A 23080-nucleotide genomic window follows, 5' to 3' on the forward strand; every position below is an offset into this window, starting at 1 on the left:
TAACCCGGCGCCTTCAACCACGCAACGTGGCACCACCGTCCACATACAGATCGCTCATCGCGATATGGCCGGCCTGGTCGGACAACAGGAACATCACCGCCTGGGCGATGTCGTCGGGGCGGGCCAGCTTGCGCAGCGGAATGCCGGCCTTGTAGATTGCCGGGTTGCCCTCGATCACCCGCTGCGCGCCGTCGGCGTCCTCCCACATGCCGGTCTGCATCGGGGTCAGGGTCGAGCCCGGGGCGACGATGTTGCAGCGGATGCCGTGGGGAGCCAGTTCCAGCCCGAGGCACCGCGTGAACATGGTGGCGGCCGCTTTCGATGCGGCGTAGGCAGCCATGCCATGCCGCGGCACGCCTGCGGCATTGGAGCTGACGGTGACGATGGCCCCCTTGCCGCGCGGGGTCATCACCCGCGCCAGGGCGCGCGACAGATGGAACACGCCGTCGGCGTTGACCGCGAACACGCGACGCCATTGCGCGTCGTCGATCTGATCGACCGTACCCACCTGCAGCACGCCGGCCACGCTGATGCCGAAGCCCACCGGCCCCAGCGTGGTCTCGGCCCAGCCGACCAGCGCATCCACTGCACCGGCATCGCTGACGTCCAGCGCCCTGGCATGCAGGTTCGGGTGCGCCTGCAGCGCGGGCGCAGCCAGGTCGGTGGCGACCACCACGCATCCGCTGTCCAGCAGCTGCTGCACCAGCGCCGCGCCAATGCCGCCGGCAGCGCCGGTGACCACGGCCAGCGTGCCATCGAATCCAGTGAGTTTCATGAAGGCTGTTCCTGTGGGGACGAACGGATATCGAGGGCGTCGCTGCGCTGCAGCCGCGCCGACAGCCAAGGGGCGATCTGTGCGACAGCATCACGGCCGGTCAGCTCGGCATGCACGAACGGGAGCTCGATTGCCTCGATCGTTGCCGCGTACGGCGCCCAGAGGGATGCCTGCAGATACGGGCGCGCGGCGTGGTCGCGACCGGCACGCACGTGGCTGAGCACGCCGCGGTACGGTGCGTGGTGGTGCGCGCGGATCAACCGGTTGGTGCCGGTGACCGCGCGGACCACGCCGTCCAGCACCGGTTCGGGCAGGTTGCCCAGCGCGCTGTCGCCACGGCGCAGGAACGCCATGATGCGCGCGCGGCTGTCCAGTTCGGGGTGGGCGTCGGGGTCATGCCCGGCGATGGCCAGCAGCGCACGCAGCGCCGCGATCGGGTCCGGCTCGGGTTCGGCCCGCCAGCATTCGCTGGGATAGGCATCCAGCAGCACCAGCTCGCCGACGCTGCGACCCAGCGCCTGCAGGTGCACGGCCATGGCCTGGGCGATGATGCCGCCCACCGACCAGCCCAGCAGGTGCACGGGCCCGTTCGGCTGCAGTGCCACCACCCGCGCCACATAGTCCGCGGCCAGGGCATCGATGCTGTCGGGCAGCGGCTGCGCGGCATCCAGTGCGGGCGACTGCAGACCATGGACGTCGCGTGCCGGCTGCAGCGCACGGGCCAGGTCGCGGTAGTTCCAGGCGATGCCGCCAGCGGGATGGACCACGAACAGCGGTGCCCTGCCCGGCTCACCGCGCGCCAGCCCGATCAGCGGCGACAGGCCGTGGTCGGTGCCGTGTTCCGGCGCGTCCAGCACGCGGGCCAGTGCCGCCACGCTGGGGTGGGCGAACACCGCGCCCAGGCCCGGATCACGCTGCCAGTGTTGCTGGATCGCCAGCAGCAGGTGCACCGCCGACAGCGAATCACCGCCCAGGCTGAAGAAGTCCGCATCGGCGGCGGGCGCGTCATCCAGGCTCAACGCCTGCGCAAACAACGCGGCCAGCTGGCGCTCGCTGTCCGTGCTGGGCGCGCGGCCCGGCACCGCGGCCAGCGTCGGCACGGGCAACGCGGCGCGGTCCAGCTTGCCGTTTGCCGTCACCGGCCACTGCGCCACCACCATCAGCGCGGCGGGGACCATGTAGTCCGGCACGCGCGCGGCCAGGCCGGCGCGCAGCGCCACCGGGTCCAGCGCCACGCCAGAGACATAGGAAACCAACCGCCGCTCGCCGGGCCGGTCTTCGCGCAGCAGCGTTTCAGCGCGTTCCACACCCGGCTGCAGGCGTAGCGCGGCATCAATCTCGCCCAACTCGATGCGCAGCCCGCGAAGTTTCACCTGGTGGTCGCTGCGCCCGAGATACTCCACGGCACCGTCGACGCGCCAGCGCGCCACGTCACCGCTGCGATAGATCCGCTCACCGGGCAGGTGCGGGTCGGCGAGGAAGCGCTCGGCGGTCAGGTCGTCGCGACCCACGTAGCCCCGGGCCAGCTGCACGCCGCCCAGGTACAGGTCACCGGGCACGCCCGGCGGCACCGCCCGCATGCGCGCGTCCAGCACGTACAGGCGGGTGTTCCAGACCGGGTAGCCGATCGGCACCGGCCTGCTGCGGTCGTCGCGGTCCGCCGGCCACCAACTCACATCGACGGCCGCTTCGGTGGGACCATAAAGATTGTGCAGTTCGGCATCGACGGTGGCATGGAAGCGATCGCGCAATGCCGGTTCCAGTGCTTCGCCGCTGGTGAATACTTGGCGTAGCTGCAGGCCGCGCGCCGAAGGCACGGCCAGGAACGCATCCAGCATCGACGGAACGAAATGCACGATGCTGATCCGGGCGCGGCGGATGAGTTCGGCCAGCGCCACCGGGTCACGGTGCAGGTCGGGCGCCGCGATCACCAGCGTGGCCCCGCACAGCAGCGGCAGGAAGAATTCCCAGACCGAGACATCGAAGGTGGCCGGCGTCTTCTGCAGGATCCGCGCATCGGCGCCGATGCCGTAATGGCTGCTCATCCACTGCAACCGGTTGACGATGGCGCGATGCTCCACGAGCACGCCCTTGGGCTCGCCGGTGGAGCCGGAGGTGTAGATGACGTAGGCGGCGTCCTGCGGCTGCACGGTGTCGGGCAGTTCGCGCACATCGCCTGCGCTCCACTGCGTCGGTGCCAGCACGCGATAGCCGGCAAACCGCGCCGCCGCCGTGTCGTCGGCCAGCACGCAGCTGGGCTGGGCCGAGGCCAGGATGCGGGCGAGTCGCTGGTCCGGATGGGCCAGGTCCACCGGCAGGTAGGCCGCACCGGCGCGCAGGATGGCCACCAGCCCCACCACCAGTTGCAGCGAGCGCGGCAACGCCACCACCACGCGGGATTCGCGGCCCACGCCCATCGCCTGCAACTGCAGCGCCACTGCCCGGCTGCGCTGTTCCAGCTGGGCATGGGTGAGGCGCTGCCCGTCGAACTCCAGCGCGGTGGCGTCGGGGTTGGCATGCATGCCGTCCAACAGCAGCGCCACCAGTGACACGTCGGGCAGCGGCATGGCCGTGGCATTGACCTCGAACAGGTAGCGCTGCGCTTCGGCCGGCGTGGCCAGCGCGATGTCGTCCATGCGCAAGCCACGGTCGTGCACGTCCAGCGCGGCGTCGATGAAGTGCAGCAGCCGCGCGGCATGCGCCTCCACCTCGGCGGGCGCGTACACGGCAGGATTCGCTTCGATCTCCAGGTCGAGGTGGTGCGTGCCATCACCACGGAAACCGAAGGTGATGTCGTCCACCGGGCCGGTGCCCAGCACGTCCAGCCGCACCTGCACGCCCGCCAGCGGCAGCGCCCGGTAGAACGGCTGCACGTTGATCATCGGACCGTGCAGACGGTGCTGGCTGCCAACCAGGCCCAGGTCGCGGCGCAGCTGTTCGCCGCGGTAGCGGCCGTGGCGGCGGGCACGCAGCAGGTCGCGCGCGGTGGCCTGCACGGTCTCGGCCAGACTGGCGTCGCGGGCGGCCACGCGCAGGGGCAACACGTTCATCACCATCGCCGGAACACGCGCGGACGCATTGCCGAGCCGGCCCATGAACGGGATGCCCAGCACCACTTCGTCGAGCGCACTGAAGCGGCGGCAGTACGCGGCGCCCAGCGTGGTCAGCAGGTCCGGCCAGGGCTGGGCGATCTGCGTGGCCACCGCCAGCAGCCGGCGGCGCAGCGCCGCAGGCAGGTCGCAGACGTGGCGCAGGGCATCGGCGGCCGCCGGGGCACTGGCGCCCGCCAGTCCTTCCGCCGCCGGGGCGCCGGCCATGTACTGCTGCCAGTAGGCCGCATCAGCGGCGCGGCGTTCGCCGTGGCGGTAGTCCCGATCATCGGCCAGCACCGGGGCCAACGGGGCAAGCGCTGCCGCCTCGGCATCCGCGTCCGCATACAACGCGCAGACCCGCTCGGTGAACAGCGCCATGCCGTAGCCGTCGGTGGCCAGGTGATGCACGCGCAGGTACCAGAGATGCCGCGCGCCACCCAGCACGAACAAACGCTGCTGCGCGAGCCGGTCGCGCGCCGGATCCACCGCGTGCAGGCGGTCCTGGTCCATGGCGGTGCGTGCGGCGGCCACCGGGTCCGGCAGCGCGGACAGGTCCACCACCTCCAGCAGTGGCACATGCGCGGGCACGTGCCATTGCTGCGGTACACCGTCGGCACCGTCGGCAATACGCAGTGCGAGCGCCTCGGCTTCATGCGCGGCGGCGTTGGCGGCGGCCGCAAAGCGCGTGACGTCCAGCGCACCGTCGATCCACAGCGCATGCGCGGTGTTGAACGCGGCCGGTGCCGCCGCCAGTCGCTGCGCATACCACAGCCCGGTCTGCGCTTCGCTCAAGCCTTGGGGGCGCGGCTGTGCCTGCGCTCCGGTTGCGTCCGCGCCCTGCCCTGCCTTCATGCGCGCGCAGCGCTGCCCTGCAGCCGCTGCACCACGCCCCACCAGCCGGCCAGCGTGGCGTGCTCGGCCAGGTGGCTGAACTCCAGTGCGATCCCGGTGTTGCCCCACGCCAGTACCAGGCCCAGCACCCGCATCGAGTCCAGGCCCAGGTCGATCAGGTTGTCGTCGTCGCCGATGGTCTGGGGCGCTTCGCCCAGCATGCCAGCCACGTCGGCACGCATGCGCGCCAGGTCAAGCGGGAGGTCGTGTGCGGGGGTGTTCATGCCAGGGCCTTCAACAGCTGGTCGGTGGTCAGGGGCACGCCACAGGTGCGCGCGATCAGGTGCAGGGCCAGGTCATGGTCGGCGCGCGAGAAGTCGGCCACTGCATCGGCGGCGATGAACGCCTCGATGTCGCGCTGGAAGGCCTCGGTCACGGTCGCCGCGCAGCCGATGTGCGCATACACGCCGGTCACCAGCAGCTGATCGCGGCCACGGGCGCGCAGCATCGTGTCCAGGTTGCTGCGCTGGAACGCGCTGTAGCGGTGCTTGACCAGCACATGATCGCCGGGGGCCGGTGCCAGTGCGGCAAGGATGGTTTCGTGCTCGGCGGTGGCGCTCATGCCCGGACCCCACAGGTCGGCCTGCAGGCCGCGGTCACGGCGGTCCTGGTTGCCACGCTGGGCGGTGTAGAACACCGGGATGTCGCGCGCACGGCAGTGCGCCAGCAGGCGGGCGATATTGGCCACCGCCGGCGCAAGCGGCGCGGCGTCGGCGGCAAACGCGGCCAGGAAATACTGCTGCATGTCATGCACCAGCAGCGCCATGCGCTCGGTGCGCGGCACCCAGGGGCCGCGCGGCGGCGGCAGTTCACCGGCCAGCGGCAACGGATACGGGGCAATCTTCGGCAGCGCCATCAGCGCGGTTCTCCTGTCTGTTCAAGGTAACGTTCGCGCAGCTGCGCGCGCAGTTCGCGGCGGCTGATCTTGCCCACCGCCGTGGTGCCGAAGGCCTCCACGAACACCACCTGGTCGGGCACTTTGAACGCGGCCAGGCCACGCCCGCGTACCCAGGCCTTGAGGCTGGCGGCAGTGGGCGGGGTGCCGTGCGCAATGACGAACGCACAGCTGCGTTCCCCCAGGAAGGCATCGGGCATCGAGACCACCGCGGCATCGAACACCTCGGCATGGGCCAGCAGATGGTCTTCGATCTCCTCGGCGGAGATCTTCTCGCCGGCCCGGTTGATATGGTCGCCGGCCCTGCCCTGCACTACCAGGTAGCCACCGGGCAACTGCTGCACCATGTCGCCGGTGCGGTAGTAGCCATCCTCGGTGAACGAACGCGCGTTGGCGGCCGGGTCGTTGTGGTACGCGCGAATGGTGTACGGGCCCCGCGTGAGCAGGTGGCCGATGCCGCCTTCCGCGACCGGGTGGCCGTGGTCGTCCACCACCAGCACCTCGTCGTCGGGCGAGATCGGCCGGCCCTGGGTACCCACCACCACGTCCAGCGGATCGTGCAGGCGGGTGTAGTTGACCAGGCCTTCGGCCATGCCGAACACCTGCTGCAGACGGCAGCCCAGGCTGTCGATCACCCGGCGCGCCGCTTCCGGCACCAGCTTGGCGCCTCCCACCTGCAGCACCTGCAGGCTGCCCAGGTCGTGCGCGGTGGTGGCCGCGGCCTGCGCCCACAGCAAGGCCAGCGGCGGCACCAGCCCCACGCAGGTCACGCGCTCGCGCGCGATCAGCGGAAAGGCCGCGTCAGGCCCGGGGCCCGGGCTCATCACCACGCGCGCGCCGGCATACAGCGCGCCCAGGAAACCGGGCGAGCTCATCGGGAAGTTGTGCGCGGCGGGCAGCGCGACCATGTACACGCTGTCGCGCGTGATGCCGCAGATCTCGTTGCTGGCGCGGAACGAATAGATGTAATCGTCGTGGGTGCGCGGAATCAGTTTGGACAAGCCCGTGCTGCCGCCCGACAACTGCAGGAACGCCACCGACTGCGGGTCCGGATCGGGCGGCAACAGCGCCGCGTCGCCCTGCAGGCTGTCCACCGCGCCGAACTCGGCGGCGTCGCCGACGATCAGCACGTGCTGCAGCGCTGGCAGCAGTGCCTGCAGTTCGCGCGCCAGCACGCGGTAATCGAAGCCGTCCTGCCTGTCCGCCGCGATGTACCCGCGCGCCTGCGCCTTGTCCAGCACATGGCGCACCTCGGTGATGCGATGCGCCGGCAGTGCGTACACCGGAATCAATCCGGCCCGGAACAGCCCGCAGACCACCGTCACGAATGCCGGCGTATTGCCCAGCTGCACTACCACCCGGTCGCCCGGCACCAGACCGCGCGCCAGCAACCCCGCACCGATCCGGCCGGCCTCCTGCCAGAGCGCCGCGTAGCTCAGCCGCACCTCGCCGCCGACCACGGCGATGTCATTGGCAAACCGCGTGGCCCGCTCGCGCAGCACGCCCGGCAGGGTTTCGCCACGCCAGTAGCCGGCAGCGCGATAGCGCGCCACCAGGGCCGGCGGCCAGCTCTGGCGTAGCGGCACCAGCGCGGGGGAAGCACTCTCGTTCATCAGGAACCAACTCCGTTAACGCGTATGGAAGGCAGCGCATCGACGCCCAGGGCGTTCAACACGGCGCCGAATTTGGCGTCTGTTTCGGCCACTTCCAGCGCGGGCTGTGAGCCGGCAACAATGCCCGCGCCGGCGTACACGCGCACCTGCGGGCCCTGCACGCGGGCGCAGCGGATCGCCACGTACCAGTCGCCATCGCCGTCGGCATCGGTCCAGCCAACCGCGCCGGCATAGAAGCCGCGCGGCACCGGTTCCAGCTGGCGAATGGTGCGCAGCGCAAGCGCGCGCGGCGTACCGCACACGGCCGGGGTGGGATGCAGCGCGGCCACCAGCGCGGCAACCGGCGTGCGCGCGTCGGCCAGCGTGGCCTCGATCCGCGTGCCCAGGTGCCACATGGTGGCGGTGGCATGCAGCGAGGGCCGCGGCTCGGCCTCGATATGGCTGCACCACGGCGCCAGTGCCGCCACGATGGCCTCCACCACATGGCGGTGTTCGTCGTGGTCCTTGGCCGAGGCCAGCAGCGCCTGCGCCACCCGTGCATCTTCGGCCGGGTCGGGATGGCGTCGGGCCGAACCGGCCAGTGGATGCGACAGCACCCGCGCACCGCGACGCGACACCAGCAGTTCGGGGGTTGCGCCCACCAGCCACGCCGGGGGTTCCTGCGTTCCGCCAGGCAGCGTCACCAGATAGGTGGCCACGCTGGGGTCGTGGCCCAGGCGCGCGGCCAGGGCGTGCGGATCGACGTCCTGCGCGCCGTCCAGCAGCAGGCTGCGGGCCAGCACCACCTTGTGCAGCGCCGGTGCCGGCTGCTGCAGGTCATGCAACGCCGCGCCCACCGCGTCTGCGTACTGCGCGGCACTGGGTTCTGCGGCGAGGCGACCGTTGAAGGTCGCTGCCGGCGGCGCGGATGGCAGCGCCGCGGTCGAGAGTGCCTGCGGCTGGTGCAGCGCATCGTCACCGTCAGGATCGAACGGCAGCGCGCCAACCAGCAGCGGCAGGCCGGCGCGCGGCGTAGCGAAAAAGGCCGCTACGCGCGCGGCCAGGGTGGCGGTGCCACCGGCCGGCAGCCGCGCTCGGCACCCCTGCGTGTGCAGCGAGCGCAACGGCGCACGCAGCAGAAACGGCGTGGTCACGGCGGCATCGCCCACCACGGCACTGTCATCGTCGCGCACCGTGCGTGCCTGCGCGCTGTCGTTCATGCCGGCGCTCCGGCGCGGTGGCGTGCCGCGGCCACCGACAACACCAGCAGCAGCACGCCCACCAACAGATAGGGCGCGCTGGGCCGCCACTGGTACAGCAGTGTGCCGAGCATCGGCCCGATCACCATGCCCAGGCCCTGCACCGAGGCCACGGTGCCTGCGGCAGCGCCCTGCTCATGCGCCTGCACCGAATCGGCCGCCAACGCCTGGAACGACGGAAACACGAAGCCCATCCCGAACGCCGCCACCGCGTAGGCCAGCAGCAGTTCCCAGCGTGCGTCCACCAGCGCCACCGAGGCGAACCCAATGCCCGACACCAGGGCGCCCAGGGCGATCCAGCGCCGCGGCGGCACGCCGACCAGTTTCATCACCAGTACCTGCGCCAGAATCAGCCCGACACCCACCGCGGTGAGCGCCAGGCCGGCCGCACGCGCGCCGTCGGCCGGCGACAGGTGCAGGCGGTCGATCGCGAAGAAGCCCACGGTGACCTGCGCGATGGTCACCGACACCATGGCGGCAAACACCGCCAGGATCGGCAGGCGCAGCCGTGCATCGGTCCAGCCCAGCCGCGCGCGCGGCCCCGGGGTGGCCGTGCGCAGCGGCGCGTCCGGCGGCAGGCGCCAGGCAATGGCGGCCAGCGACAGCAACGGCAGGAACGCCGCGATGTAGAGGGTGAGCGACAACTGGTGGAAGGCGATCCACCCGGCGGCGGCCGGCCCGACCACCATGCCCAGCGCGTTGGCGGTGCCGAGCTTGGCCATGGCCGCGGCGCGTTGCCCCGGCGCGGCACCGTCGGCTACCAGCGCGGCAGCGGTGGGCGGCACGGCGGCATAGAACAGCCCCACCAACGCCCGCGTGCCCACCAGCACCAGCACCGACACCCACAGCGCCGGCGGGCGCGCCAACGCAGCATCGACGAAGATTGCCATCGCCACGTAGATCAGCACGTAGGCCGCCAGTGCGATCAGCAGCACGCGCTTGCGCCCGATGCGGTCGCTGAGGCTGCCCCAGCGGCGCGCGGACAGCATCCAGAGCACCCCGGCAGCGGTGACCGACAGGCCGGCATGCCACTCGGCCAGGCCCAGCAGGCGCACCACCGGCCCCACCACCGCCACGAAGGCCATCATCGCCATGGTGCCGGTCAAGGCTGCGAACACCAAGGCCGGCAAGCCGGGTACTACCGAACGCTCATGCATGGAACACCACTGCCAATCAGGGAATAGGGCGCGCAACGCTGCAAGGCGGCGCGTCGGATCGATCGGCTTCGACGATGCGAGGATCGCCGTGGCTATCCCGTCAAATGATAACAGGTCGCATTCGCAGATTCCCGGTCGCGGTGGCGTGGCATTCATCCGCGCGCGATGGACATGGCGCACGGACCCCTGCACGCGGGTCATTGATGTCGATCAACCCGTGCACACACCGACCCGACTAAGCTGGGTCCACTCCCACCGCGGCCTTTGCAATGGCGTCACTTCCTCCCGCACCAGCCCTTCCCGGCATCGTCGCCGACATCGCGCACGGCCTGCCGGTGCAGATCATCAGCCTGACCGGCGAGATCTGGAGCGGCGACGTGCGCGAGATCAGCCTGCCGGGCAGCGAAGGGCGTTTCGGCGTGTTGGCGCAGCATGCGCCGCTGCTGGCGACCTTGCGCGAGGGCATGGTGTCGGTATTTCCGGTCGGGGCGGAGCCGCCGCTGCATGTGTATGTATCGGGCGGGCATGTGGAAGTGCAGCCGGGCAAGGTGATCGTGCTGGCCGACCTGGGCCTGCGCAGCGAGAACCTGGACGATGCCCGCGCCCGTGCCGCGCGTGAGGCGGCCGCATCGCCGATGGCCACCGAGCTGACCGACCCCGACAACGCCAAGGTACATGCCGAACTGGCGCTGCAGCGCCTGCAGCAGCTGCGCTCGCTGCCCTTCAAGTAATCCCGCACCCGCCGCAAGGACTCCGCGATGCTCAAGCGACTGCAGGACCTGTTCCGCTACTTCAACGGGGCGGTGCCGTTCCGGCTGGTGCCGGCCCTGATCGCCACGGCGGTGCTGGTCACCCTGTTGCTGCTGCCCTGCCCGGCCGGGCTCACGCCCAAGGCCTGGGGGCTGGTGGCCATCTTCCTGACCACCATCGTGGCGATCATCCTCAAGGTGATGCCGATCGGGGTGATGGCGATGATGGCGATCGTCATCGTGTCGCTGTCGCAGGTCACCTCGACCTCGTCCAAGGGCGCCATCACCGACGCCCTCAGCAGTTTTGCCAGCCCGCTGATCTGGCTGATCGTGGTGGCGATCCTGATCTCGCGCGGGCTGAAGAAGACCGGGTTGGGCAGCCGCATCGGGCTGATGTTCATCGCCCTGCTCGGCAAGCGCACGCTGGGCGTTGGCTATGGCCTGGCGGTGTGCGAATTGGTGCTGGCGCCGTTCACGCCCAGCAACACCGCCCGCGGCGGCGGCATCGTTCACCCGGTGATGCGCTCGATCGCCAACGCGTTCGATTCGGACCCGGCCAAGGGCACCGAAGCCAAGGTGGGCACCTACCTGGCCTTGGTGAACTACCACGCCAACCCGATCACCTCGGCGATGTTCCTCACCGCCACCGCGCCCAACCCGCTGGTGGTGGACTACGTGGCCAAGGCGACCGGCCAGCAGTTCCACCTGACCTGGACCACCTGGGCGCTGTGCATGCTGGTGCCGGGGCTGGTCTGCCTGCTGCTGATGCCGCTGGTGATCTACCTGTTGTCGCCACCGCAACTGAAGGCCACGCCGAACGCGGTGGACTACGCGCGCGCCGAACTGGCACGGATGGGCCCGCTGGCGCCGAAGGAGAAGGTGATGATGGGCACCTTCGGCCTGCTGCTGGTGCTGTGGGCGAACGTGCCGGCCATGCTGTTCGGGCCGACGTGGACGCTGGATCCCACCGTGGTCGCCTTCCTGGGCCTGTTCGTACTGATCATCACCGGCACCATCGACTGGGACGACGTGCTGTCGGAAAAGAGTGCGTGGGACACGCTGGTGTGGTTTGGCGCACTGGTGATGATGGCCGAACAGCTCAACAAGCTCGGCGTCATCGGCTGGTTCTCCGAGGGCATGAAGGGCGCCATCGTCGCCAGCGGCATGGGCTGGGAAGCCATCGCGGCAGTGTTGGTGCTGGCGTTCGTGTTCTCGCACTACCTGTTCGCCAGTACCACCGCGCACATCAGCGCGATGCTGCTGGCCTTCCTCGGCGTGGGCGCCCTGCTGATTCCGGCCGAGTACGTGGTGCCCTTCATGCTGATGATGACCGCCGGCTCGGCCATCATGATGACGCTCACCCATTACGCCACCGGCACCTCGCCGATCATCTTCGGCAGCGGCTACGTCAGCCTGGGGACGTGGTGGCGCGTCGGATTCGTGATGTGCGTGTTCGAGCTGGTGGTGTTCGCCGTGGTTGGCGGTGCGTGGTGGAAGGTGCTGGGTTACTGGTAGAGCCGACCGTTGGTCGGCTGCCCTTCGCCTGATCGTAGATAAACACACGGCGGCAACACGCCGCACACCGACGCAGCCGACCAACGGTCGGCTCTACCGGGGAGCGATCGGCTGCGGCGTTTGGTCACGCTGGTGACCGCCTCAACCCAACATATGATGTTGACGATGAGGCAGACCCACACTATGTTGTGTTCATCGGCTCCCCGCTTCCGCCAGGCCCGGTTCCCCGTCATGCCCCTGCAGGCCACCCCGGCCGCCCGGCATGACCGCCCGAACAGCGCCTGGAAGCGAGCGTATTACCCGGACCCTTCCGGGGATGATCCCCCTGCCTCCATGACGCCCGCCCGTTCGTCGCGATGCCCGCATCGCGACGCGACTCCTGCGTACCGCATGGACTGACAATGATCACCGAAGACAGCACCCTTACCCACGCCGCCGCACTGGAATCCACCGTTGCCAGCAGTGGCGATGGCCTGTGGATCAGCAAGGAAGGCGGCAACCGGCGCATGCCGTTCGAGCAGGCCCGCCTGCTGCGCTCGATCCAGGCCGTGCACGCCGAGTTTCCGCAGCTGGACCTGGCCGATTACCAACGCGCCGTGCTGGCGCTGGTGCATCGGCGCGAACGGCTGAGCGCCGACGAACTGGTGGACCTGCTGATCCGCGAAGCCGAATCGCGTATCGACCTGGTGGCGCCGGACTGGGAGCACTTCGCCGCGCGGCTGTACCTGCGCCGTCTGTACAAGCGCGCCAGCAAGAACCGCTTCTACGACGCCAGCGTCAAATACGGCTCGTACGTGGGGCTGCAGGAAAGCCTGGCCGATCGCAACGTCTACTCGATCGACATCCTGAAGGCGTATTCCAAGGAAGAACTGGAGGAGGCCGGGGCGATGATCGACCCCGAGCGCGACCTCCTGTTCGCCTACAACGGCCTGTACCTGCTGGCCACCCGCTATCTGGCCACCGACCAGTCGCGGGCGGTGTACGAACTGCCGCAGGAGCGCTGGCTCACCATCGCGCTGTACCTGATGCAGAACGAACACCTCAGTGGCGACCGCACCCGCGCGCGGCGCATGCGCCTGGTGCGCGAGGCCTACTGGGCCCTGTCCAACCTGTACATGACCGTGGCCACGCCCACCCTGGCCAATGCCGGCAAGACCGGCGGGCAGCTGTCGTCGTGCTTCATCGACACCGTGGACGACAGCCTGCAGGGCATCTACGACTCCAACACCGACGTGGCCCGCGTGTCCAAGCACGGGGGCGGTGTGGGCGCGTACCTGGGCTACGTGCGCTCGGCCGGGTCGGCGATCCGCGGCGTGGCCAATTCGTCCGGCGGCGTGGTGCCGTGGATCAAGCAGCTCAACAACACTGCCGTCAGCGTGGACCAGCTTGGCCAGCGCAAGGGCGCCATCGCGGTGTACCTGGATGTGTGGCACCGCGACATCGAAAGCTTCCTGGACCTGCGCCTGAACAATGGCGACCAGCGCCTGCGCGCGCACGATGTGTTCACCTCGGTGTGCCTGCCCGACCTGTTCATGGAGGCGGTGGAGCGGCGCGGTGACTGGTACCTGTTCGACCCGCACGAGGTGAAGCGGATCAAGGGCTGGTACCTGCAGGATTTCCACGACGAACAACGCGGCCAGGGCAGCTTCCGCGACCGCTACGCCGAGGTGGTGGCCGACGAACGCATCAGCCGCCGCACGATCAAGGCCATCGACCTGTTCAAGCGGATCATGGTCAGCCAGCTGGAGACCGGCAATCCCTTCATGTTCTACCGGGACGAAGTGAACCGGATGAACCCGAACAAGCACGCCGGCAGGGTGTATTCCAGCAACCTGTGCACCGAGATCCTGCAGAACATGAGCCCGACCCGGCTGATGCAGGAGATGATCAGTGGCGACCAGATCGTCACCACCCGCCAGGCCGGCGATTTCGTGGTGTGCAACCTGTCCTCGATCAACCTGGGGCGTGCAGTCACCGCGGCGCCGGACCTGCTGTCCAGCGATGTGCTGGAGCGGCTGGTGCCGATCCAGGTGCGCATGCTCGACAACGTGATCGACCTCAACCAGCTCCCGGTGCCGCAGGCCACCATCACCAACCGCAAGTACCGCGCGATCGGGCTGGGCACCTTCGGCTGGCACCACCTGCTGGCGCTGAAACAGATCGACTGGAACGACACCCAGGCCGAAGACTATGCCGACAGCCTGTACGAGCGCATCAACTACCTGGCCATCCAGGCCAGCATGCGCCTGGCCGAGGAAAAGGGCCGCTACAGCACCTTCGTGGGCAGCGACTGGCAGACCGGCGAGTACTTCCGCGCGCGCCACTACAACAGCCCGGCCTGGCAGGAACTGGCCGCGCAGGTCAGCGTGCACGGGCTGCGCAACGGCTGGCTGCTGGCGGTAGCGCCGAACATGAGCACCGCGCAGATCGCCGGCTCCAGCGCCTCCATCGACCCGGTGTACGGGGCGTTCTACTACGAGGAAAAGAAGGACTTCCGCCGCCCCGTAGCCGCGCCCGGGCTGTCGCTGGACACCTACCCGTACTACGAAAAAGGCGCCTACCGGCTGGACCAGTTCGCCAGCATCCGCCAGAACGCGCGCCGCCAGCGCCACGTGGACCAGTCGATCAGCTTCAACCTGTACGTGCCCAGCACCATCCGCGCCAGCACCCTGCTCGCCCTGCACATGAGCGCGTGGCGCGAAGGCCTGAAAACCACCTACTACGTGCGCTCCAACGACATCGACATCGACGAATGCGAATGGTGCGGTGGTTGACGACCGCAGGTCGTCAGCGGTAGTGCCGGCCGCTGGCCGGCAACCAGGCAAACGCACGTAACCGACAACCAGGACACCCCCATGGCAACACCGCTGGAACGCATCAAGATCCTCGAACCGCGCCACCCCAACCGCTCCACCGGCATCATCAACGGCCGCACCAGCGGCATCCTGAACTGGAATGACATCCCCTACCCGTCCTTCTACCGGGCCTACAAGGAGCTGTCGACCAACTTCTGGATCCCCGACGAAGTGGACATGAAGGGCGACGCGCGCGGCTACGGCGAGCTCAATGCGCGCGAAAAGAACGCCTACGATTCGATCATCGGCCTGCTGGCCACGCTCGATTCCCCGCAGACCCGCTTCATCTACAACGTGGCCGAGTACATCACCGACCCGGCCGCGCACGCCAACGCCGCGATCATCGGCCAGCAGGAGGTGATCCACAACGAGAGCTACAGCTACGTACTGGCCTCCATCGCCGGGCTGGCCGACCAGAACCGCGTGTTCGAAATCGCCCGCACGCATCCCACCATTCTGGCGCGCAACCAGCCGATCATGCAGTCCTACGACGACTTCATGCGCGAGAAGACCGCCGAGACCCTGATCCGGTCGCTGATCCAGTCCTCGATCCTGGAAGGCATCAACTTCTATTCCGGCTTCGCGTTTTTCTACAACCTGGTCCGCCAGAACCGCATGACCGGCACCGGCAAGATCATCAGCTTCATCAACCGCGACGAACTGGCCCACACCAAGTTCATCAGCGAACTGATCCGCGCCATCATCGGCGAGAACCAGCAGCTTCAGGGCGACCAGCTCACCGCTTACGTGCACGATGCATTCGAGCATGCCATCGCGCTGGAAACGCGCTGGACCGGCGAGGTGCTGGACGGTATCGATGGCATCGACGTGGACGAGATGATCCGTTACGTGAAGTACCGCGCCAACAAGATGGCCGGCATGCTCGGTATCGAGAAGCTGTACAGCGACACCAACGTCAACGTGATGCCGTGGATCAAGGCCTACGCCGACAATTTCACCGAGACCAAGACCGACTTCTTCGAGATGCGCAACGCCAGTTACAAGAAGACCAATTCGGACAACGGCTTCGACGACCTGTGAACCGCCCATGCGCATCCTGCTTGCCTATGCATCGCTGAGCGGCAACACGCACGAGGTGGCGCGGCTGGTCGCGGCACGCTGCCAGGCCCTGGGCCACCCGCTGCAGCTGCTGGACGTGGACGGCGATACCGCTGCCGTGCTGGCACAGCCACGCGATGCGCTGCTGCTGGGCTGCTGGACCGACAACGCCGGCCGCACCCCGGCGGAGATGAAAGCCTTCGTGGCCACGCTGCGCGACACCGCCGGGCTGCCGCCCGGCCTTGGCGTGGCCGTGTTCGGCACCGGCGAAACGCAATGGGGCCCGGAGTACTACTGCGGCGCCGCGCATCGCCTGGCCCGCTTCTTCGGTTCGCCGCACCCGGTGCTGGAAATCGAGCAGATGCCGCACGGGCAGGCCGATACCCACGCCATCCACCAGTGGACCGACACCGTGTTGGCCCGCATCGAGACCGCTACCCATGCAGATCCTGCACGCCGCCACGCCTGACGCCTACCACACCGCCCTTCGCGACCATCCCACCGTGCTGGTGGATTTCCACAAGGACAACTGCCCTGGCTGCCGCATGCTGGACATGTCGCTGACCAGCATCGCCGATTCACCGCGCGCCGCCGGCATCGTGCTGCTCAAGGTCCACCTGGAGACCATCGGCGAAGTGTTCTTCCGCAGTTTGGGCCTGCGCCAGACACCCACCCTGCTGCTGGTCCGTGACGGACACGAAGTGGCGCGGCTGCCCGGTTACCAATCGCCGAAGCAGATAGGCGACGCCCTCGCGGCCGCCATGGCAACGTAACCCCTTGGTAGGGTCGGTTCCCAAACGACCGCCGATAACGCTGCCGCGTACATTGCACGCATGACCCAGGAAAGGAGCCAGCGCCTGCAATCACGCAACCGAACCGCATTACAAAAACCAGTCTACGTTCGATGGCCATGTCGCCACCGAACGGTGAGCCGTTACGTGCAGTCGACCAAGGTTCGACCCTACCAGCCACCGGGTTCAAGCATCTCTCCGGTAGGGTCGGTTCCCAAACGACCGCCGATAACCGTACCACGCGCGTTGCACGCATGACCCCGGAACGAAGCCGCGCCTGCAATCACGCAACCGAACCGCACAACAAAAACCGGTCTGCGTTCGAACGTCATGTCGCCACCGAATGGTGAAGCACCACGGGCAGTCGACCAAGGTTCGACCCTACCAGCCACCGGGTTCAAGCATCTCTCCGGTAGGGTCGGTTCCCAAACGACCGCCGATAGCCGTGGCACGCACATTGCGCGCATGACCCAAAAACGGAGCCAGCCCCCGCAATCACCCCACCCGACGGCCCAGCAGCCCCCGCCGCTTGAACCACCACTCCAACGGCAACGTCACCAGCGGCGGAACCGCAGCCAGCAGCGCCAGCCCTGCCGCCCACCACGGCCAGCGCAGCCGCACCGCGGCCAGCACCGTCACGACCACGTAGGCCATGAAGGCGAACCCGTGCACCGGTCCGAACACGCGCACGCCGATCGGGGTGGGATCGGCCGCGTGGTACTTGAAGTACATGCCGACCAGCAGGCCGGCCCAGGTGAGCGCTTCGATGAAGGCAACGGTGGCGAAGACACGACCCATGGGGGTCATCGGTGGAGTGGCGTTCAAATCAGGCTCGGCACGCAGGCATCAGGAGCGCCATGATAGCCGCGAACTGCGAATGCGACCCGTTTGCAGCCGTTGACCCTGCAAAAGGCGTGCGCACGTTCGCGCACGCCCTGTCACTCAGACGAACATACCGCCCGACGCCTCCACCCGCTGCGCATTGATCCACGCCGTGGACGGCGACAACAGTGCCGCCGCCACCGGTCCGATGTCGTCGGGCTGGCCGGCACGTCCCAGCGCAGTGATCGAGGCCACCATCCCGTTGACATGTTCGTCGTCGCGCACGCGGCCGCCGCCGAAATCGGTGGCGATCGCGCCCGGTGCCAGCGTGTTGGCGCTGATCCCGCGCACGCCCAGTTCCTTGGCCAGGTACCGGGTGAACACTTCGATGCCGCCCTTCATCATCGCGTAGGCCGAACTGCCCGGCAGCGAGAAGCGCGCCAGCCCGCTGGACACGTTGAGGATGCGCCCGCCATCGGCGATCAGCGGCAGCAGCGCCTGGGTGAGGAAGTACGGCCCCTTCAGATGTACCGCCACGGCGTGGTCGAACTGTTCGTGCGTGGTCTCGGCGATGCTCGCGTACAAGCCTTCGCCGGCGTTGTTGAGCAGGCCCTGCAACTGCGTGGCGCCCCACCCCTGCAGGGTGTCGCGCAGCTGGTCGGCGAACGCGGCGAAGCTGCCGCTGTCGGCGACATCCAGCGGCAAGGCCGTGGCACGGCGGCCGAGCGCTTCGATCTGGGCGACCACCTGCCGGGCGGCGTCGGCCTGGCTGCGGTAGGTGATCACGATATCGGCGCCATCGGCGGCCAGCGCGAGCGCGGCGTTGCGGCCCAGCCCGCGGCTGCCGCCAGTGACCAGGACGATACGGGGGGAGCTGCTCATGTCGTTTCTCCAGCGGTAGGGTGTGGGCACAGACTATTGATCTTGCGTGAGCGCATAAACCGCGCGATCCTGATTTGACTGTTCACCAATGACGAACAATCCATGGATCGTCTGGACCAACTACGCAGCTTCCTGCGCGTCGCCGAACTGGGCTCGTTCACCGGCGCTGCCGACAGCCTGGGCCTGCCCAAGGCCAGCGTGTCGCTGGCCGTGCAGCGGTTGGAGGCGGAGGTGGGCGTGCAGCTGCTGCACCGGACCACCCGCCGGGTGCGGCTGAGCGCCGACGGCCTGCAGTTCCAGCAGCGCGCCCGCGACCTGCTGGACGACATGGAAGAGCTGCAGGGCATGTTTCGCCGCGACACCAGCCAGCTCAAGGGCCGGCTGCGGGTGGACATGTCCAGCGGCCTGGCCCGGCAACTGGTGATCCCGCACCTGCCCGGCTTTCTTGCGCGGCACCCGGGGCTGGAGATGGAGCTGAGCGGCACCGATCGCCGCGTGGATCTGGTGCGCGAAGGCTTCGACTGCGTGCTGCGGGTGGGCAGTCTGGACGACAACACGCTGGTGGCACGCCCGCTGGGCGCCATGCAGATCGTCAACTGCGCCAGCCCGGTCTACCTGGCAACGCGCGGCACGCCGCGTACGCTGTCCGACCTGCACGCGCATGCCTTGATCCACTACGTGGGCACGCTGGGCCAGCGTTCGCCCGGCTTTGAGTACCCCGATGACGAGGGCGGATATCGCAGCCTGCCGATGCGCGGCGCGATCACCGTCAACAGTGGCGAGGGGTACAACGCGGCCGCCCTGGCCGGGCTGGGCATGATCCAGGTGCCGCGGCTGGGGGTGCGCCAGGCACTGGCCGCCGGCACCCTGGTGGAAGTGCTGCCCCAGCTGGCCGCCGAACCGATGCCGGTGACGCTGTTGTACGCGCAACGCCGCCACCTGCCCCATCGGGTCACCGCGTTCATGGACTGGGTGGCCGGGGTGATCCAGCCGGAGCTGCTGCGGGCGGACTGAAGCCACCGCCAACACCGTGCACAATCACGCCGCCAGATGTGCATGCTTCTGCACCCTATGTGCACGGTAGTGTATATTCACCCCTCTTATTGGGGTGATCCTCTGCGTGTTCATGCATGGTTGCTCCGGTTTTTTCCCGAACGCCAGAGCATCCCGCCATGCATCCAGAAGCCCTTCCCGGCGAACGCCAACAGACCATCCTGCACCTGCTGCGCGAACAGGGGCGCGTGTTCTCCGCCCAACTTGCGCTGCAGATGGGCGTCTCCGAAGACTCGATCCGCCGCGACCTGCGCGATCTGGCCAGCCAGGGCCTGTGCCGCAAGGTGTATGGCGGCGCGCTGCCGGCGGCCCCGGAATTTCCGCCACTGGCCGACCGCCATGCCCTGCAGCGCGAACAGAAGCAGGCGCTCGCACGCGCAGCGGCCCTGCATGTGCGCCCGGGTGAGCAGGTGCTGCTGGATGCCGGCTCCACCAACAGTGCCATCGCCGCCTGCCTGCCCGACACCCAGGGCCTGCGGGTGATCACCAATGCTCCGGACATCGCGCTGCTGCTGATGGCGCGCAGCGGGTTCGAGGTCACGCTGATCGGTGGCCGCCTGGATCCGCGGATCGGCGCGGCCGTCGGCGCGCAGGCGCTGGAAGCCATCGCCGCGTTGCGCGTGGACGTGTGCTTCATCGGCACCTGCGCGGTGGATGCCGAGGCCGGGCTGTGGGCCGTGGATGGCGAGGAGGCCGCGCTGAAGCGGGCGATGCTCGCCGCCAGCAGCCGCTGCGTGGTGGTGGCCAGCAACGAAAAGCTGGGCGCGCAGGCATCGCACCGGATCGGCACGGTCGAACGGATCGACGTGCTGGTGCTGGAGGCCGATGCCCCGCCGGCGCAGGCCGAGGCGTTCGCGCGCCGCGGCGTCGACATTCACCACGCCGATGCGGAGTGAGCCCGATATGTCCACGCTGACCCACGCATCCCTGGCCGGTACCCGCGTCGAACAACACGCCACCCGCGCCGCCTTCTTCCTGCCCGGCTTCGCCACCGCCGCCTGGGCGCCGCTGGTGCCCTTCGCCAAGACCCGCACCGGGCTGGATGAGGGCTCGCTGGGCCTGGTGCTGCTGTGCCTGGGTGCCGGTTCCCTGCTGGCGATGCCGCTGGCCGGTATCTTCGCCGCCCGCCACGGGTGCCGCGCGGTGATGATCGGCACGCTGCTGCTGGTGATCGCCAGCCTGCCCCTGCTGGCCATCGCCCCCTCGCCCTGGACGCTGGGCCTGGCCCTGTTCGTGTTCGGCGCCGGGGTGGGCGCATGCGACTGCACGATGAACATCCAGGCAGTCATGGTCGAGCGTGACAGCGGGCGGCCGATGATGTCCGGCTTCCACGCCTTCTACAGCATCGGTGGCGCGGTCGGCGCGGCGGCGGTGACCGCCCTGTTGGCACTGCACCTGCCGCCGTGGCTGGTGTGCCTGCTGGCGGCAGCGGTGATGGCTGCGCTGCTGGCCCTGTCGCTGCCGTACTGGCGGCGCGACAAGGCGCCCACCGGCGCGCCGGTATTTGCGGTGCCACATGGGGTGGTGCTGGGCATCGGCGTGCTGTGTTTCGTGGCCTTCCTGGCCGAGGGCGCCATGCTGGACTGGAGCGCGGTGTTCCTGCACGAGGTCCAGCACGTACCTCCGTCGCATGCTGGCCTGGGCTTCATGACCTTTGCCATCGCCATGACGGTGACCCGTCTGGTCGGTGACGGTGTGGTGGCCGCGCTGGGGCGGCACCGGGCGATCCTGCTTGGCAGCCTGGTGGCGGCCGGCGGTTTCGCACTGGTCACCTTCGCCACGCTGCTGCCGCTGGCGCTGCTGGGCTACGCACTGATCGGCCTGGGTTGCGCCAACATAGTGCCGGCGTTGTTCTCGATGGCCGGCAACCAGAAGGCGATGCCGGAGAGCCTGGCGATTCCGGCGATCACCACGCTGGGCTACGCCGGCGTGCTGGCCGGCCCGGCGTTCATCGGGTTCGTGGCACAGGCCAGCAGCCTGGTGTTCGCCTTCTGCCTGGTGGCCGTTGCACTGGCCGGCATTGGCGTGGCGGCACGCTGGGTGCGGGCCTGAGTCGCGCCTGCAGCACGACCGGCGCAACGTGGGCGGTACCATCGTGGTACTGCCTACCGGGTCCGCGCCATGACCACCCTGCCCTTCGATCCCCGCCCACGCCGCGCCGCCTTCCGCGCCCTGCATGCGGACGGCTGTTTCGTGTTGCCCAACCCGTGGGACGTGGGCAGTGCGCGCTACCTGCATGGGCTGGGGTTTGCCGCGCTGGCCAGCACCAGTTCCGGCGTGGCATGGAGCCAGGGCAAGCCGGACGGCCAGCTCTCACTGGATGAGACGCTGGCCCACCTGCGTGACCTGGCCGCTGCCACGCCGCTGCCGGTGAATGCCGATTTCGGCGATGGCTTCGGCGCGGATCCCACCGCAGTCGAGCACGCCGTGGAACAGGCCATCGCCACCGGCGTGGCCGGCCTGTCCATTGAAGACGCCCGTGGCGACGCCGACGCGCCACTGCGACCGCTCGACGAGGCAGTGGCGCGGGTGCGCGCCGCACGGGCCGCCATCGACCGCAGTGGCGAGGACGTGCTGCTGATTGGCCGGGCCGAGAACTTCTTTGTCGGCCGCCCGGACCTGGATGATGCCATTGCCCGGCTGCGCGCCTACGCCGCGGCCGGCGCCGACTGCCTGTACGCGCCGGGCATCAGCACCCGCGCGCAGATCGAGGCGGTGGTTGCCGCCGTGGCCCCCAAACCGGTGAACCTGCTGGTGGGCAGCGCCGTGCCGTTCACCCTGCAGGACATCGCCGCCATGGGCGTGCGCCGGGTCAGCGTGGGCGGCGCGATGGCGCGTACCGCCTGGGGTGGGATGATGCGCGCCTCGCAGCTGCTCAGGGACGAAGGCCGCTTCGACGGCTTCGCCGATGCGGCCTCCGGGGCGGTATTGAATCACCTGTTCCGCTGACCGGGGTCAGTGGCTGGACAGCACCACCACCGCACCGGTGACCAGCGCGATGCCGATCCAGCCGATCGGACGCAGGCGGTTGCCGAACAGCACCCGCCCGCAGACGGCAGTGCCGATCACTCCGATCGCGCCCCACATCGCATAGGCGGTGGCCAGATCCAGGGTCTTGACCGCTTGGCCGAGAAGCGCGAAGGCGAGCCAGACCAGCACGATCGCGGCAACCCCCCAGGCCGGCTTACGGAACCCATCGGATTTGGCGACCATCATGTTGGCCGCGATGTCGATCAGGGCCGAGCAGACCACAAACAGGAAGGCGGTGAGATTCATGCCGTGTGCTCCTCGCCGAGCGTGACGCAGACGATGCCGACCGCCGCCATCACCAGGCCGATCATCTGCTGCACGGACAGGCTGTCCTTGAACACGAAAATGCCGACCAGCGTGAGCAGGGTCAGGCCGAGGCCTTCCCACACCGCGTAGGCGACCCCGACCGCGATGGCGCGCACCGACAGCGCCAGGAAGTAGTACGAAATGGCCAGGGCCACGGCCATCACGACATAGCCCAGATAGCCGCCATGACGGGCGGCATCGGCCATGAACGAGGTGCCGACCACTTCGGCGACGATCGCCACAGTCAGGCAGGCCCAGGCGATCAGGCCGCCACGGGCACGGGGTTGGGAATGCACGTGTGTGTGCATGGGAAACTCCTTGAGGGTGATCCGGCGGGCGTAGGTACCGACCGTTGGT

The 23080-nt window shown here is 68.9% G+C and carries 21 protein-coding genes; 10 read left to right on the forward strand and 11 right to left on the reverse strand.

Annotation, left to right across the window (positions count from 1 at the left end):
* Window positions 1-13: 13 nt before the first annotated feature.
* The 7 genes from AC6CHL_RS02165 to AC6CHL_RS02195 are packed head-to-tail and all read right to left on the reverse strand — an operon-like array spanning window position 14 to window position 9661.
* The gene (locus tag AC6CHL_RS02165) at window positions 14-775 is read right to left on the reverse strand and encodes a 2,3-dihydro-2,3-dihydroxybenzoate dehydrogenase (protein ID WP_498293116.1); all 762 of its coding nucleotides are present in this window, start codon (window positions 773-775) and stop codon (window positions 14-16) included.
* Window positions 772-4719: an amino acid adenylation domain-containing protein gene (locus AC6CHL_RS02170; protein ID WP_498293117.1), complete on the reverse strand. Its 3948-nt coding sequence runs from the start codon at window positions 4717-4719 to the stop codon at window positions 772-774. Before AC6CHL_RS02170 ends, AC6CHL_RS02165 begins: the two co-directional genes overlap by 4 nt.
* Window positions 4716-4982: a phosphopantetheine-binding protein gene (locus AC6CHL_RS02175; RefSeq protein WP_498293119.1), complete on the reverse strand. Its 267-nt coding sequence runs from the start codon at window positions 4980-4982 to the stop codon at window positions 4716-4718. Before AC6CHL_RS02175 ends, AC6CHL_RS02170 begins: the two co-directional genes overlap by 4 nt.
* On the reverse strand, window positions 4979-5614 hold the full coding sequence (locus AC6CHL_RS02180) for an isochorismatase family protein (protein WP_141057985.1): 636 nt from the start codon (window positions 5612-5614) through the stop codon (window positions 4979-4981). The genes AC6CHL_RS02175 and AC6CHL_RS02180 overlap by 4 nt, the downstream gene beginning before the upstream one ends.
* The gene (locus tag AC6CHL_RS02185; RefSeq protein WP_498293120.1) at window positions 5614-7266 is read right to left on the reverse strand and encodes a (2,3-dihydroxybenzoyl)adenylate synthase; all 1653 of its coding nucleotides are present in this window, start codon (window positions 7264-7266) and stop codon (window positions 5614-5616) included. The genes AC6CHL_RS02180 and AC6CHL_RS02185 overlap by 1 nt, the downstream gene beginning before the upstream one ends.
* Window positions 7266-8465, reverse strand: a complete 1200-nt coding sequence (locus AC6CHL_RS02190) for an isochorismate synthase (protein ID WP_498293121.1) — start codon at window positions 8463-8465, stop codon at window positions 7266-7268. Before AC6CHL_RS02190 ends, AC6CHL_RS02185 begins: the two co-directional genes overlap by 1 nt.
* Window positions 8462-9661, reverse strand: a complete 1200-nt coding sequence (locus AC6CHL_RS02195) for an MFS transporter (protein WP_498293123.1) — start codon at window positions 9659-9661, stop codon at window positions 8462-8464. The genes AC6CHL_RS02190 and AC6CHL_RS02195 overlap by 4 nt, the downstream gene beginning before the upstream one ends.
* A gap of 269 nt (window positions 9662-9930) precedes the next feature.
* Between AC6CHL_RS02195 and atpC the strand changes: the two genes are divergently transcribed.
* From atpC to AC6CHL_RS02225, 6 genes are all read left to right on the forward strand, one after another.
* Complete coding sequence (gene atpC / locus AC6CHL_RS02200) at window positions 9931-10392, forward strand: ATP synthase F1 subunit epsilon (protein WP_498293124.1); 462 nt, start codon at window positions 9931-9933, stop codon at window positions 10390-10392.
* Between the two features lie 27 nt (window positions 10393-10419).
* Window positions 10420-11925 carry a DASS family sodium-coupled anion symporter gene (locus AC6CHL_RS02205; RefSeq protein ID WP_498293125.1) on the forward strand — a complete coding sequence of 502 codons (1506 nt, stop codon included), beginning with the start codon at window positions 10420-10422 and terminating at the stop codon, window positions 11923-11925.
* A gap of 401 nt (window positions 11926-12326) precedes the next feature.
* Window positions 12327-14699 (forward strand): ribonucleoside-diphosphate reductase subunit alpha, encoded by a 2373-nt coding sequence (locus AC6CHL_RS02210; protein WP_498293127.1) that lies wholly within the window; start codon window positions 12327-12329, stop codon window positions 14697-14699.
* An 81-nt stretch (window positions 14700-14780) separates the two neighbouring features.
* Complete coding sequence (locus AC6CHL_RS02215) at window positions 14781-15821, forward strand: ribonucleotide-diphosphate reductase subunit beta (RefSeq protein WP_038688187.1); 1041 nt, start codon at window positions 14781-14783, stop codon at window positions 15819-15821.
* A gap of 7 nt (window positions 15822-15828) precedes the next feature.
* Complete coding sequence (locus AC6CHL_RS02220) at window positions 15829-16308, forward strand: flavodoxin (RefSeq protein WP_498293128.1); 480 nt, start codon at window positions 15829-15831, stop codon at window positions 16306-16308.
* The gene (locus AC6CHL_RS02225) at window positions 16280-16612 is read left to right on the forward strand and encodes a thioredoxin family protein (RefSeq protein WP_498293129.1); all 333 of its coding nucleotides are present in this window, start codon (window positions 16280-16282) and stop codon (window positions 16610-16612) included. Before AC6CHL_RS02220 ends, AC6CHL_RS02225 begins: the two co-directional genes overlap by 29 nt.
* 513 nt (window positions 16613-17125) lie before the next feature.
* Here the strand turns inward: AC6CHL_RS02225 and AC6CHL_RS02230 are convergent.
* Window positions 17126-17437: a DUF3817 domain-containing protein gene (locus AC6CHL_RS02230; RefSeq protein WP_137190060.1), complete on the reverse strand. Its 312-nt coding sequence runs from the start codon at window positions 17435-17437 to the stop codon at window positions 17126-17128.
* Window positions 17438-17572: 135 nt separating this feature from the next.
* Window positions 17573-18334, reverse strand: a complete 762-nt coding sequence (locus AC6CHL_RS02235; RefSeq protein WP_498293130.1) for an SDR family NAD(P)-dependent oxidoreductase — start codon at window positions 18332-18334, stop codon at window positions 17573-17575.
* A 102-nt stretch (window positions 18335-18436) separates the two neighbouring features.
* Here AC6CHL_RS02235 and AC6CHL_RS02240 point away from each other — a divergent pair, with 102 nt between their 5' ends.
* From AC6CHL_RS02240 to AC6CHL_RS02255, 4 genes are all read left to right on the forward strand, one after another.
* Window positions 18437-19348, forward strand: a complete 912-nt coding sequence (locus AC6CHL_RS02240; protein WP_498293131.1) for a LysR family transcriptional regulator — start codon at window positions 18437-18439, stop codon at window positions 19346-19348.
* 158 nt (window positions 19349-19506) lie between these two features.
* Window positions 19507-20283 carry a DeoR/GlpR family DNA-binding transcription regulator gene (locus AC6CHL_RS02245; protein ID WP_498293133.1) on the forward strand — a complete coding sequence of 259 codons (777 nt, stop codon included), beginning with the start codon at window positions 19507-19509 and terminating at the stop codon, window positions 20281-20283.
* Between the two features lie 7 nt (window positions 20284-20290).
* Window positions 20291-21439, forward strand: a complete 1149-nt coding sequence (locus tag AC6CHL_RS02250) for an MFS transporter (RefSeq protein ID WP_498293135.1) — start codon at window positions 20291-20293, stop codon at window positions 21437-21439.
* A gap of 69 nt (window positions 21440-21508) precedes the next feature.
* Window positions 21509-22336 (forward strand): isocitrate lyase/PEP mutase family protein, encoded by an 828-nt coding sequence (locus AC6CHL_RS02255; protein WP_038688170.1) that lies wholly within the window; start codon window positions 21509-21511, stop codon window positions 22334-22336.
* Between the two features lie 6 nt (window positions 22337-22342).
* Here the strand turns inward: AC6CHL_RS02255 and AC6CHL_RS02260 are convergent, their stop codons facing one another.
* Both AC6CHL_RS02260 and AC6CHL_RS02265 read right to left on the reverse strand, forming a co-directional pair.
* A complete protein-coding gene (locus tag AC6CHL_RS02260; RefSeq protein ID WP_498293136.1) occupies window positions 22343-22663 on the reverse strand; it encodes a DMT family transporter in 321 nt (106 codons plus the stop codon).
* Complete coding sequence (locus AC6CHL_RS02265; RefSeq protein WP_038688167.1) at window positions 22660-23031, reverse strand: DMT family transporter; 372 nt, start codon at window positions 23029-23031, stop codon at window positions 22660-22662. The genes AC6CHL_RS02260 and AC6CHL_RS02265 overlap by 4 nt, the downstream gene beginning before the upstream one ends.
* Window positions 23032-23080 lie beyond the last annotated feature (49 nt).

Source organism: Stenotrophomonas sp. GQ19 (assembly GCF_059758695.1).

What these genes read in the sequence shown, in the direction of transcription:
- AC6CHL_RS02205 (WP_498293125.1), top strand. Translation starts at nt 10,420, where the DNA reads ATGCTCAAGCGACTGCAGGACCTGTTCCGCTACTTCAACGGGGCGGTG.
- AC6CHL_RS02165 (WP_498293116.1), bottom strand. Translation starts at nt 775, where the DNA reads ATGAAACTCACTGGATTCGATGGCACGCTGGCCGTGGTCACCGGCGCT.
- AC6CHL_RS02255 (WP_038688170.1), top strand. Translation starts at nt 21,509, where the DNA reads ATGACCACCCTGCCCTTCGATCCCCGCCCACGCCGCGCCGCCTTCCGC.
- AC6CHL_RS02250 (WP_498293135.1), top strand. Translation starts at nt 20,291, where the DNA reads ATGTCCACGCTGACCCACGCATCCCTGGCCGGTACCCGCGTCGAACAA.
- AC6CHL_RS02215 (WP_038688187.1), top strand. Translation starts at nt 14,781, where the DNA reads ATGGCAACACCGCTGGAACGCATCAAGATCCTCGAACCGCGCCACCCC.
- AC6CHL_RS02220 (WP_498293128.1), top strand. Translation starts at nt 15,829, where the DNA reads ATGCGCATCCTGCTTGCCTATGCATCGCTGAGCGGCAACACGCACGAG.
- AC6CHL_RS02260 (WP_498293136.1), bottom strand. Translation starts at nt 22,663, where the DNA reads ATGAATCTCACCGCCTTCCTGTTTGTGGTCTGCTCGGCCCTGATCGAC.
- AC6CHL_RS02240 (WP_498293131.1), top strand. Translation starts at nt 18,437, where the DNA reads ATGGATCGTCTGGACCAACTACGCAGCTTCCTGCGCGTCGCCGAACTG.
- AC6CHL_RS02195 (WP_498293123.1), bottom strand. Translation starts at nt 9,661, where the DNA reads ATGCATGAGCGTTCGGTAGTACCCGGCTTGCCGGCCTTGGTGTTCGCA.
- AC6CHL_RS02180 (WP_141057985.1), bottom strand. Translation starts at nt 5,614, where the DNA reads ATGGCGCTGCCGAAGATTGCCCCGTATCCGTTGCCGCTGGCCGGTGAA.
- AC6CHL_RS02175 (WP_498293119.1), bottom strand. Translation starts at nt 4,982, where the DNA reads ATGAACACCCCCGCACACGACCTCCCGCTTGACCTGGCGCGCATGCGT.
- AC6CHL_RS02185 (WP_498293120.1), bottom strand. Translation starts at nt 7,266, where the DNA reads ATGAACGAGAGTGCTTCCCCCGCGCTGGTGCCGCTACGCCAGAGCTGG.
- AC6CHL_RS02245 (WP_498293133.1), top strand. Translation starts at nt 19,507, where the DNA reads ATGCATCCAGAAGCCCTTCCCGGCGAACGCCAACAGACCATCCTGCAC.
- AC6CHL_RS02230 (WP_137190060.1), bottom strand. Translation starts at nt 17,437, where the DNA reads ATGACCCCCATGGGTCGTGTCTTCGCCACCGTTGCCTTCATCGAAGCG.
- AC6CHL_RS02210 (WP_498293127.1), top strand. Translation starts at nt 12,327, where the DNA reads ATGATCACCGAAGACAGCACCCTTACCCACGCCGCCGCACTGGAATCC.
- AC6CHL_RS02225 (WP_498293129.1), top strand. Translation starts at nt 16,280, where the DNA reads ATGCAGATCCTGCACGCCGCCACGCCTGACGCCTACCACACCGCCCTT.
- AC6CHL_RS02265 (WP_038688167.1), bottom strand. Translation starts at nt 23,031, where the DNA reads ATGCACACACACGTGCATTCCCAACCCCGTGCCCGTGGCGGCCTGATC.
- AC6CHL_RS02170 (WP_498293117.1), bottom strand. Translation starts at nt 4,719, where the DNA reads ATGAAGGCAGGGCAGGGCGCGGACGCAACCGGAGCGCAGGCACAGCCG.
- atpC (WP_498293124.1), top strand. Translation starts at nt 9,931, where the DNA reads ATGGCGTCACTTCCTCCCGCACCAGCCCTTCCCGGCATCGTCGCCGAC.
- AC6CHL_RS02190 (WP_498293121.1), bottom strand. Translation starts at nt 8,465, where the DNA reads ATGAACGACAGCGCGCAGGCACGCACGGTGCGCGACGATGACAGTGCC.
- AC6CHL_RS02235 (WP_498293130.1), bottom strand. Translation starts at nt 18,334, where the DNA reads ATGAGCAGCTCCCCCCGTATCGTCCTGGTCACTGGCGGCAGCCGCGGG.